Source organism: Actinoplanes cyaneus, assembly GCF_016862095.1.
In the GTDB taxonomy this organism is placed as follows: domain Bacteria; phylum Actinomycetota; class Actinomycetes; order Mycobacteriales; family Micromonosporaceae; genus Actinoplanes; species Actinoplanes cyaneus.
Map to the genome: position 1 here is coordinate 125,083 of NZ_BOMH01000025.1, position 11,069 is coordinate 136,151.

Annotated in this window: 9 protein-coding genes; 8 read left to right on the forward strand and 1 reads right to left on the reverse strand. The window is 71.5% G+C overall.

Going from position 1 to position 11,069, the window contains the following annotated elements:
- Window positions 1–42: 42 nt before the first annotated feature.
- The 6 genes from Acy02nite_RS16775 (at window position 43) to Acy02nite_RS16800 (ending at window position 7,325) form a co-directional block, all read left to right on the forward strand.
- Window positions 43–1,590: an NAD(P)-binding domain-containing protein gene (locus tag Acy02nite_RS16775; protein WP_203741596.1), complete on the forward strand. Its 1,548-nt coding sequence runs from the start codon at window positions 43–45 to the stop codon at window positions 1,588–1,590.
- Window positions 1,587–2,579, forward strand: a complete 993-nt coding sequence (locus tag Acy02nite_RS16780; protein WP_203741598.1) for an alpha-hydroxy acid oxidase — start codon at window positions 1,587–1,589, stop codon at window positions 2,577–2,579. Before Acy02nite_RS16775 ends, Acy02nite_RS16780 begins: the two co-directional genes overlap by 4 nt.
- A complete protein-coding gene (locus tag Acy02nite_RS16785) occupies window positions 2,576–3,889 on the forward strand; it encodes a cytochrome P450 (RefSeq protein ID WP_203741604.1) in 1,314 nt (437 codons plus the stop codon). The genes Acy02nite_RS16780 and Acy02nite_RS16785 overlap by 4 nt, the downstream gene beginning before the upstream one ends.
- Complete coding sequence (locus tag Acy02nite_RS16790; protein WP_203741605.1) at window positions 3,876–5,144, forward strand: cation:proton antiporter; 1,269 nt, start codon at window positions 3,876–3,878, stop codon at window positions 5,142–5,144. The genes Acy02nite_RS16785 and Acy02nite_RS16790 overlap by 14 nt, the downstream gene beginning before the upstream one ends.
- Window positions 5,145–5,343: 199 nt before the next feature.
- A complete protein-coding gene (locus Acy02nite_RS16795) occupies window positions 5,344–6,000 on the forward strand; it encodes a response regulator transcription factor (RefSeq protein WP_203741606.1) in 657 nt (218 codons plus the stop codon).
- Window positions 5,997–7,325 (forward strand): sensor histidine kinase, encoded by a 1,329-nt coding sequence (locus Acy02nite_RS16800; RefSeq protein ID WP_239174932.1) that lies wholly within the window; start codon window positions 5,997–5,999, stop codon window positions 7,323–7,325. The genes Acy02nite_RS16795 and Acy02nite_RS16800 overlap by 4 nt, the downstream gene beginning before the upstream one ends.
- On the opposite strand, the gene Acy02nite_RS16805 is transcribed toward Acy02nite_RS16800, so the two are convergent.
- Window positions 7,275–7,934: a TetR/AcrR family transcriptional regulator gene (locus Acy02nite_RS16805; RefSeq protein ID WP_203741607.1), complete on the reverse strand. Its 660-nt coding sequence runs from the start codon at window positions 7,932–7,934 to the stop codon at window positions 7,275–7,277. The two genes, Acy02nite_RS16800 and Acy02nite_RS16805, sit on opposite strands and share 51 nt — an antisense overlap.
- Before the next feature lie 70 nt (window positions 7,935–8,004).
- Between Acy02nite_RS16805 and Acy02nite_RS16810 the strand changes: the two genes are divergently transcribed.
- Together Acy02nite_RS16810 and Acy02nite_RS16815 are read left to right on the forward strand one after the other, a co-directional pair.
- Window positions 8,005–9,405, forward strand: coding sequence for an MDR family MFS transporter (locus Acy02nite_RS16810; protein WP_203741608.1), 1,401 nt, complete (start codon window positions 8,005–8,007; stop codon window positions 9,403–9,405).
- Window positions 9,406–9,415: 10 nt separating this feature from the next.
- Window positions 9,416–10,603 (forward strand): low temperature requirement protein A, encoded by a 1,188-nt coding sequence (locus Acy02nite_RS16815; RefSeq protein ID WP_203741610.1) that lies wholly within the window; start codon window positions 9,416–9,418, stop codon window positions 10,601–10,603.
- Window positions 10,604–11,069: the final 466 nt, after the last annotated feature.

Here is an 11,069-nt window from a genome sequence, read left to right on the forward strand (position 1 = left end):
GCTCTGAAAATTCGCTGAGTTCTGGTTCGTAGCGTCGGCGCCATGCCGCTTGATTACTTGATCGTCGGGGCCGGGCCGGCCGGCCTGCAGCTCGCCGCCCTGCTGGAAGCTGACGGCAAGCGCGACTACCTGGTGCTGGAGGGTGCGGCCGGGCCAGGCGCGTTCTTCACGCGGTACCCGCGGCACCGGACGCTGATCTCCATCAACAAGCCGCGCACCGGCTCCGACGACCCGGAGCTGAACCTGCGGCTGGACTGGAACTCGCTGCTGAGCGACGACCCGGAACTGCTGTTCGGGAAGTACACCGAACGCTACTTCCCGGCCGCCGACGATTACGTCCGCTATCTGAACGATTTTGCGCGCGGCCTGCGGATCACCTACGACACCCGGGTCACCAGGATCAGCAAGAACGGCGACCTGTTCCAGGTCGAGGCCGGCGACGAGACGTTCACCGCGCGGCGTGTCGTCGTCGCCACGGGTGTGTCGCAAAGCTATCGGCCCGACATTCCCGGGTTCGAGCTGGCCGAGGGATACGACGAGATGTCCGTCGACCCGCGCGATTTCCTGGACCAGCGGGTGCTGATCATCGGCAAGGGGAACTCCGCGTTCGAGACCGCTGACAACCTGATGGAGACGACCACGGTGATCCACGTGGCCGGGCCGAGCTCGGTGCATCTGGCCTGGCGGACGCATTACGTCGGGCATCTGCGCGCGGTCAACAACAACTTCCTGGACACGTACCAGCTGAAGTCCGCGAATGCGATTCTCGACGGCACCGTCAAGCGGATCGAGCGCGACGGCGACGGCTTCAAGGTCACCTTCAGTTTCTCGCGCGCGAACGAGGTCGTCAAAGAGCTGCGTTACGACCGGGTCCTGGCGTGCACCGGGTTCCGTTTCGACGCGTCCGTCTTCGACGAGTCGGCCCGCCCCGAGCTGACCATCAAGGATCGTTTCCCCGCACAGACCGAGGCGTGGGAGTCGGTGAACGTCCCCGGCCTGTTCTTCGCCGGAACGATCTCCCAGGTGCGGGACTTCAAGAAATCGACGAGCGGTTTCATCCATGGCTTCCGGTACGCCGTGCGCGCGCTCCACAAGATCCTCGAGCGTACGTACGCGGAGGTCCCCTGGCCCGCCGAGAAGCTGGACGCCACGCCGGAATCGGTCACCGACGCCATCATCGCCCGGGTGAACCGGACCTCGGCCCTGTGGCAGCAGTTCGGTTTCCTCGCCGACGTCGTGACGGTCGCCGCCACTGACGCGCGGTACCACGACGAGGTGCCGGTCGCGTGGTTCGCCGAGCACGGCCTCGCCACCGCGGACCACGAGTATCGGCACGCGTTCGTGGTGACCCTCGAGTACGGCCCGGAGCACGACAAGGTCGACCCGTTCGACGTGACGGTGACCCGCATCGCGCAGGACGTGCCGGGTCAGGCGCACGACGCCGCGTACCTGCATCCGGTCGTCCGTTACTTCCGCGACGGTACGCACGAGGCGACGCACCACCTGGCCGAGAACCTGGAGAACCAGTGGGACCGGCCGGACGTGCACGTGGCGCCGTTGAAGAGTTTCGTCGCGCGCAGCCTGTCATGAACCCCGTCCACGCCGACTTCTTCGCCGGTGGCGCCGGTGCGGAACGCACGTTGCGGGGCAACCTCGCGGCGTTCGACCGGCTGCGGATCGTCCCCCGGGTGCTGCGCGCCACCGGCGACCGGGATCTGCGCACCACCCTGTTCGGCGCCGGCCTGGCCACCCCGATCCTGGTCGCGCCGACCGCGTTCCACCTGCTGGCTCATCCGGGTGGGGAGGCGGCGACCGCACAGGGGGCGGCCGCCGCCGGAACCGTCATGGTGGTCAGCATGGCGGCGACCCAGCCCGTGGAGGTCATCGCGCGGGCCGGTGGGCCGCTGTGGTTCCAGCTGTATCCGCAGCCCGATCCCGGGTTCACCGCCTCGGTGGTGAAACGCGCGGAGGCGGCCGGCTGCCGGGCCCTGGTGGTGACCGTGGACTCCCCGGTCTTCGGGCGCCGCGAGCGGGACCTGCGCAACGGCTTCACGGAGCTGCCGGCCGGGCTGGTCTGCGAGAACATGCGCGACGACACCGGGCGGGTGCGTGACATCGCGATGGACGCGACGGCCGGCTGGGACCGGATCGGGTGGCTGCGCACGGTGACCGGGCTGCCGATCCTGCTCAAGGGTGTGCTGCACCCGGCCGACGCGCGACTCGCGGTGGAGCACGGGGTGGACGGGCTGATCGTCTCCAACCACGGCGGGCGGCAGCTGGACGGGGCGATCGCGACGATCGATGCGCTGCCGGCCGTCGCCGAGGCGGTCGCGAAACGGATTCCGGTGCTGGTCGACGGCGGCATCCGGCGCGGGACGGACGTGCTGATCGCGCTCGCGCGGGGCGCCGACGCGGTGCTGGTCGGACGGCCGGTGCTCGACGCGCTCGCCGCGGGCGGGGCCACCGCCGTACGGGACCGGCTGCGGGAGCTGACAGCGGAGCTGGACCACGCGATGGCGCTGGCCGGAGCGCGACGACCGGATGACCTGACCCCGGACCTGGTGGCGGTGGCCGGGTGAGCGCCGTGGTCCGCCTCCGCGAGTGGATCTTCCAGCGGGTCAACGGCGCGGAGGGGATCCCCGTTCCCGGCCCGATGGTCGCCGCGGAGCACTTCGAGCGGGTCTACAGCGATCCGGCCGCGGACGGGCGCAGTCGTGGCGCCGGGCTGTCGGACCTGTTCTGGTACTGGCTGGCGCCCGGACCGCAGATGCATCAGGAGCACCTGGAGCCGGGTGATCGTTACCAGGCGGTCGCGCGGACCACGCGGAAGGTTCTCGCGGTGCCGCACACCCGGTCGGACGAGCTGGCGACCGCGGCGACCCGGCGGATCCTGGCGGAGCTTCCGGCGGAGAAAACCTCCTTCGTCCGGTTCCGGGATTTGATGATGCCGGTCTGGGCGGAGGTTTTCTTCGAGCTCGTCTTCGGAGAGAAGTGCCCACCGGAGGCGAAGAAACTCATCGTCGCCAACGCGGACGACGTGGTGACCGCGCTGAAGGGGCTGAGTCTGCGGCACATGCGACGCCGGCACCGCCTGACCCGGTATCTCCTCGCCCGGCTGAAGGAGAAAACCTGCCCCGTGGTGCTGCCGGAGCCGTTCACCGACCAGGAGACCGCCTGGTATCTGCAGGGCGCGTTCTTCAACACCGCAGTGGTGCAGATGTCCGAGGCGATGGCCCACATCCTGCTCTGCGCCGCGAGCCACCCCCCGGCGGAGCTGTCCGACGACTCGCTGGACCGGCTCATCGACGAGACGTTGCGGGTGCATCCGCTCTTCGGCATCGCGCACCGCATCACCTCGGCGCCGATCGTCGCCGGCGACGTCACCCTGCCGGCCGGCTCGGTGCTGCTCTTCAACTACCTGGCTTTCCAGCGCACCGGCCCGGCCGGCGACGACGCCTTCGACCCCGATCGCTGGCAGACGCTGAAGAGGAAGGACGCGCACTTCATCCCGTACGGCATCACCGCCAACCGCGCCTGCCCCGCGCGCGGCGCCGCCCCGGTCATGCTGCGCGCCGCCACCCGTGAGGTGCTGCGCCGCTTCGACCTCGCGTCGCCGGTCGCCCACACCCGATCGCTGCCGAACCGTGGGCCCGCCTACCTGACCCCGCGCGGTCAGCAGGGCCCGAGCCGTGCCCGGCTGACCGCCCTGCGTCACGCCGATCGCCTCGCCGACACCGGTCGCTCGCTCAAGCAGCTCCTGCTCGGCACCTGGATGGTCCTCGACGCCCGCCGCCAGAAGCTGTGCACCACCTACTTCGAGGAAGCCGCCGACGACCGGCCGACTCCCGCTTCGCCCACCCCCAGGAGGCTCGCCCGTGACCCCCACTGAGCTTGCGCCGCGGTTCTTCATCGCGGTCGCGGTGATCATCCTCTTCTGCCGCCTGGTCACCTGGCTGCTCGCCAAGGTCGGCCAGCCGCCGGTGGTGAGCGAGATGCTGGCCGGCGTCCTGCTCGGCCCGTCGCTGCTGGGCCTGCTGTTCCCGCAAGTGCAGGAGGCGCTGTTCCCGGCGCCGCTGCTGCCGGTCCTGTACGTGGTGGGCCAGATCGGCCTGGTCCTGTTCATGTTCCAGGCCGGCTACGCCTTCAAGGCGCACCGGGTCGCCCGGATGGCCGGCACGGCGGGAGCGGTCTCGCTCGCCGGGATCACGGCGCCGCTGCTGCTCGGCGTGCTGCTGGTGCTGGTGACCGGGGACGCCGTCCCGATCCGCCCGGACGGCGTGTCGGCCGGCGTGTCCGCCGCGTTCGTCGGGGTGGCCCTGGCGATCACCGCGTTCCCGATGCTCGCGCGGATCATCACCGAGCGCGGACATGCCGGCACCCGGCACGGCTCGCTCGCCCTGGCCAGCGGCGCGATCGACGACATGGTCGCGTGGATCATGCTGGCCGTGGTGCTGGCGGTCGCCTCCGGTGAGGCCGGTCCGGCGTTCGTCACGGCGGGCGGCGCGATCGTGTTCGGGCTGGTCATGTGGCTCGGCGGGGGCCGGATCACCGGCCTGCTGATGGGCAGCGGGCGGCTGGACGACCGGGCCCGGCTGATCGGCACTGTCGCGCTGCTGTTCCTGGTCGCCTGGTACACCGACGAGATCGGGCTCTACGCGGTCTTCGGCGCGTTCGCGGTCGGCGTGGTGATGCCCCGCAGCGAGCGCACCGATCAGGTGGTCGAGACCGTCGCTCCGGTCGCGTCGGCGGTGTTCCTGCCCCTGTTCTTCACGTTCTCCGGCCTGCGTACGGAGTTCGGCCTGCTCAGCGACCCGCGTGTGCTGGTGTTCGCGGCGGCGTGCGTGGCGCTGGCGATCGTCGGGAAGTTCGGCGCGTGCTGGGGAGCGGCCCGGCTGCGCGGCGAGCCGAGCCCGGTGGCGCTGCGCGTCGGGGTCCTGATGAACGCGCGCGGCCTGATGCAACTGATCGCGCTGAACGTCGGGCTGGAGGCGGGGATCGTGAACTCGTCGCTGTTCACCGTGCTGGTGCTGGTCGCGCTCGTCACGACGCTGATGACGACCCCGCTGCTGTCCCTGCTGGAGCATCGCGAGGCCCGCCGCACCCCGGCGCCGGCCGAGCCCGCTCCCGCGCTGGCCGGCAGTTGAGCCGACCCCGGGCCGGGCGTCACGCCCGCCGCTGGAAGACCCGTGCGGGGCACGCCGTCGTTCCCCCGGCCACCACGGAGCACGCGGGGCCGGGGGCTCACGACGTACCTTAAGAAAGATGTTGCGGGTTTCTATGAAGTTGGTTGAAAAATAAAACTTTTTCTCCCGGAACGTCCGTCCATATGAGATCTTCGATGTCATGCGCCGGCTTCTTGTGGTCGAGGACGACTCGGATCTGCGCGAGATGGTCACCGAGACGCTGGTCGACGAGGGGTATCACGTCGACCAGGCCCCGGATGGCCAGCGCGGCCTGCACCTCGGTCTGACCAGACCTTATGACGTGCTCGTGATCGATCGCCGGTTACCAGCGCTCGACGGTCTGGACCTGATCACCCGGCTGCGGGCCCGGGCGATCGCGGCCCGCGCGCTGATGCTGACCGCGCTCGGGACCGTGGACGACCGGATCGCCGGACTGGACGCGGGCGCCGACGACTACCTGGTCAAACCCTTCGACCTGGACGAGCTGAGCGCCCGGATCCGCGCCCTGTGCCGGCGCACCTCCGACGCCACCGACGTGCTGCGTCTCGGGGACGGCATGCTGGACCTGGGGGTACGCGACGCCGTCCTGCCCGACGGCACCCGGGTGTCCCTGTCCGCGCGCGAGTTCGAGCTGCTCCGGGTTCTGGCGGCGCGGCCCCGGGCGGTGCACTCGCGGGCGGTGCTGCGCAGCAAGGTGTTCGACGAGGCGGCGGCGTCGTCGATCGTGGACACGTACGTCTACTACCTGCGCCGCAAGCTCGGGCGCAGGGTGGTGCAGACCGTGCACGGGCTCGGCTACCGGCTGGGCGCGCTGTGAGTCAGACGCTCGAACTGCGGGCCGTGCGGCGTGCCCGCTGGCGGATCGGGCTGCTCGTCGGGCTCTCCATCGGGGTGCTGCTGACGATGGCCGGCGCGATCTCGTACCAGATGCTGCGCCACAGCCAGGAGCAACAGATCAGCCGGGAGCTGGACTACGGCGTCCAGAACGGGGTGATCGCCGGGCCGCCCGCCTGCAGCTGGGTGTTCTTCTACGCGACCGACGGCACCATGACGCGCGGCGATCGCGCCGCCCCCACGGGACTGCCGTTGCGCGGCGACGTGGAGCGGGTGGTGGCCACCGGCGTCACCCAGAATCAGCAGGTCGACCGGGACGGCACCCGGTACTGGGTGCGCACGCAGTCCCGGGGCGAGGTGATCGTCCAGGCCGTGTTCGACGGCCGTTTCCAGCTCGCCGACCGGCGGCACCTGCTGACGGCGTTCCTGCTCGCGGCGGCGGCCGGGCTGCTCGCGGCGGTGCTGGCCGCCATGATGGTGGGACACCGTGCGGTGGCGCCGCTGGTCGAGGCGCTCGGGCGGCAGCGCCGGTTCGTGGCCGACGCGAGCCACGAGTTGCGTACGCCGATCGCTCAGGTGCACACCCGGGCCCAGCTTCTCGCCCGGCGGGCGGCGCAGACCGGCGCCGATCGCCGCGACCTCGACCGGCTGGTCAGCACGACGCGGCGGCTCGGCGAGATCGTCGACGAGTTGCTGTTGTCCGCGCGGCTCGCGGCCGACCCGGGGAACCTGCCACCGGGACAACCCGTGGATCTCGCCCGGCTCGCCGCGGAGGAGACCGAACGGGTCCTGAACCCGTCGACCTCGATCACCCTTGACGTGCCGCCGGATCCGGTGCTGGTCAGCGGGGTGGAGTCCGCGCTGCGCCGGGTCGTCAGCGAACTGCTCGCCAACGCGCTGACCCACACCCACGACGGCAGCATCGCGGTGGCCGTGCGCACCGTGGCCGACAACGCCGAGCTGGTCGTCGCGGACACCGGTGACGGCTTCGATCCGGCCGACGCCGCGCGGATCTTCGACCGTTTCCATCGGGGTGCCGGCGCCGGGGATCGCCGCTTCGGGCTCGGGCTGGCACTGCTGCGCGAGGTGGTCTCCGGGCACGGCGGCACGATCGTCGCGGACGGGTATCCGGGCGTCGGCGCCACGTTCACGGTTTGCCTGCCGCTCGCGCCGCGCGCCACGCGGCTGCCGTCCGGTCCCCCGCCGGCCGCCGGCCCGCGCCCGGTGCCGGTTCTGCGGCTCGCCACCGGCCGGCGGTCAGCGAGCCGGCGTCCCGCCGCCGGCCGGCGCCTCTTCAGCAGGCGGTGACGGCCGGCCCCGGTAGCCCAGCATCGGCAGCCACAACCCCTCGACGATCTCGGCGATCGTCTCCACCGGCACGGGCTTCATCGTCATCAGCAGCTCGTGCCGGAACAGGTCGAACGGCAGGCTGATCATCCGCGGCGGGCGCGGCACGTCCGGCACCTCGCCCCGCTGGGCGGCCCGGGCCACCATCTGCTCCAGGGCGTTCGGCTGCCCCTGCGGCCGCAGCGTCTCCCGCAGCTCGGCGAAGCTGCTCCCGGATTCCCGGAGGTAGTCCATCAGCTGCACGCTGAGCAGTGTGAACAGCTCGAACCGGGTGTCCGCGGCGTGCCGCAGGAACTGCACCGCGTCGTCCCGCAGGTTGCCCGTGTCCGGCACCGGGATCGGCCGCGACCACCAGTGCTTGCGCAGCGTGGCCAGGAGCATTTCCTCGCGTTGCGGCCAGCGCCGGTAGAGCACGGGGCGGCTGGTGCCGGCGCGGGCGGCCACCGCCTCGTACGTGAAATGCGGGTAGCCCTGCTCGACCAGCACGTCCCACGCGGCGTCCAGGATCGCGTCCTCGAGTTCGGTGCCGCGCCGGCGGGTGCCCGGTTTTCCGCTGCCCTTAAGACTCACTTGCGTATCTTATCGCGGCGTCGTACCGTGGCCAAAGTTAGATACGCTCGCGTACCTTAAGGCGGTACCGATGTCCGACAACCGCATCGACCCGACCGCCCTGCGCACCGCCGTCGCGGTGCTCAGCGGTGGCATCACGGTCATCCTCGACTCGACGATCGTCAGCGTCGCGCTGCACGAGCTCGCCGCCGACCTGCACGCCGGCGTCAGCACCATCCAGTGGGTGAGCACGGCCTACCTGCTGGCCCTGGGCGTGGTCACCCCGCTCGTCGGCTGGCTGCAGAGCCGCCTCGGCGGCAAACGGCTGTGGATCGCCGCGCTCACCGTGTTCCTGCTCGGCTCGGTGCTCTGCTCGTTCGCCTGGAACGCGCCCAGCCTGATCGGCTTCCGCGTGGTCCAGGGTCTCGGCGGCGGCGCCATGATGCCGCTGATGATGACGATGATCATGCAGCAGGTGAACGGCAAGGACGCCGGGCGGCTGATGTCGCTGGTCGCGCTGCCGGCCACGCTGGGGCCCATCCTCGGCCCGGTGATCGGCGGCCTGATCCTCGGCGCCGGTGACTGGCGCTGGCTGTTCCTGGTCAACGTGCCGCTCTGCCTGATCGGCCTGTTCCTCGCCGTGCGGCTGATCCCGGCCGACGAGCCCGGCCGCCCGGTCCGCCTCGACGTGGTCGGTCTGGCCCTGCTCTCCCCCGCGCTGACAGGGCTGCTCTACGGGCTGTCCAGGATCGACGGCACGGACAGCGCCGACGCGATCCTGCCGATCGCCGGCGGTGCCGTGCTGCTGGTCGCGTTCGTGCTGTGGGCGGTGCGCCGGCCCGGCTCCGCGCTGGTCGACCTGTCGGTGCTGCGCTCCCGGCCGACCTGGACGTCCACCGCGCTGCTCTTCCTCTCCGGAGCCTCCCTGTACGGCGCGATGATCCTGCTCCCGCTCTACTGGCAGGAGGTACGGGGCGAGGACGCGCTCGGCGCCGGTCTGCTGCTCATCCCGCAGGGCGTCGGCTCGCTGCTCAGCCGTGCCGCCAGCGGCCGCCTGACCGAGCGGGTCGGTGGGCGCGGCGTGGCGCTGATCGGTTTCGTGCTGACCGGGCTGGCGACCGTGCCGTTCGGGTTCGCCGGCGCGCACACCGGGAACGGGCCACTGCTCGTCACCCTCTTCGTCCGCGGGCTCGGCCTGGGCATGGTGATGATCCCGCTGATGCAGCTGGCCTTCGTCGGGCTGCCCCGGGAGAAGGTGCCGCACGCCAGCATCGTCGTCCGGATCGGGCAGCAGGTCGGCGGCTCGGTCGGGGTCGCCCTGCTCACCGTCGTCCTGACCACCACGGCGCAGCGCAGCGGTTCGCTGATCACCGGCTTCGACACCGCGTTCTGGTGGTCGATCGCGCTCACCGGCCTGGCCGTCCCCGTCGCGTTCCTGCTGCCCGGGAGAACTCCCGCCCCGGCCCCCGCCATGGCGGACGCGAACGGATAGATTTCCCGCCATGTCTGTCACGGCCGCCGAGGAGCGGCACGCCACCTGGCTGGAGCTCTTCTTCGACCTGGTGATCGTCGCCGCCGTCGCCCAGCTCGCCCACCTGCTGCACACCGAGCCGGACGGCCGGCTGCTGCTGATCTTCGCGGTCCTCTACTACGCGATGTGGAGTGTCTGGACCGGCTTCACCCTCTACGCCAACGTGGCGGCCACCCGGACCCGCCTGCTCACCATGCTGGCCGCGATGTTCGGCATCGCCGTGATGGCCGCGTCGGTCCCGCAACTCGCCGAGCACGACCGGCCGCAACCGTTCATCGTGGCGTACCTGGCCTGCCGCATGCTCGCCATCGCCTCCTGGAAGCGGGAGAACGAGGTGATGACCGAATGGCCCGGCGTGCACCAGGCGCTCGGCCTGATCCCGTGGATCGCGTCGCTCGGCTTCGACGCACCGGCACGCTACTGGCTGTGGGCGCTCGGGATCTTCTTCGACGTCGGGTTCTCGCTGCTCGCGTCGCGCTCGCCGGAGCGGCTGCTCGCCGCCGAGCGACGCGACTACGAGCGCGACCAGCGCCGGTGGACGACGAGACTGGTCCGCCGGTTCGCGCCGTGGCACGAGACCGACCCGGCGCCACAGGCCGCCGCGGCGGACCGGCCGCACCTGGTCGAGCGGCTGGGACTGTTCGTGATCATCGTGCTCGGGGAGGCCGTCGCGCAGTTGGTGAACGCGGCTGCCGGGGTGGACGAGTGGTCGTACCCGATGTGGCTCCTGGGGGTGATCGGTTTCGGTCTTCTGGTGGCGCTCTGGTGGTTGACGCTGAACGCCGCGCCGGCCTCCGAGGCGCTGCGCGCGCTGCGGCTCACCATGCCGGTGCACTACCTGACCACCGCCGCGATCGTGGCGATCGCCGCCGGGCTGGGCGGGCTGGCCGGTGAGTCCGCCCACGCGGGCAGCGCGATCCGCTGGGTGCTGTGCGGCGGCGCGGCCGTGTACTTCCTGGTCGCCGGCCCGATCGGCCTCTCCGGAGCGGCCCTGCGGTGGACCCTCGGCTGGGCGCTGCCGTCCGCGGCTGGCGCGATCCTGCTCGGCGCGTTCGGCGCGCACCTGGCGGCGTGGCTGCTGGCCGGCGGCTTGTTGGTTCTCGCGCTCTGGCAGGTCGGTCACCGCCGGCTCGCCCGCCTCCCCGCCGAGCCGGCCTGACCCGCGGCCCAACCCTTTGATGCCAGCGCCCAACCGCGGGACGCCGGCGCCCGACCCCCAGCCCCTGGCCTCGCGCCCGACCGTGAACACCAGCTCACGGCGGCCGGCTGGCACTGACGGGTGCCATGAGGCCCGATAACACCCCTGAACACCAGCTCACGCCGGCCAGCTGGCACTGACGGGTGTGATGAGGCCCGATAGCACCCTTAAGTACCAGCAGGGCCTGCGACGCGGGGTGGGGGCCGGGTCGCGGGGCGGTGGCGGCATGCCGGCTGGTGCTCATGGACGTTATTCGTCCCTCATAACGTCCATGAGCACCAGCCGGGAGAGTGCGGCGCGGCGCGGGTAGGACCGGGCTGGGGCTTGCGGGCGGCGTCGCGCGGGGCCGGGCGGAAGAGGTCGGGGCCGTCGACTGATCTTGTGCATTGACCGTGCCCGGCCACGGAGGCCGCCCTTGCGGGCTGAG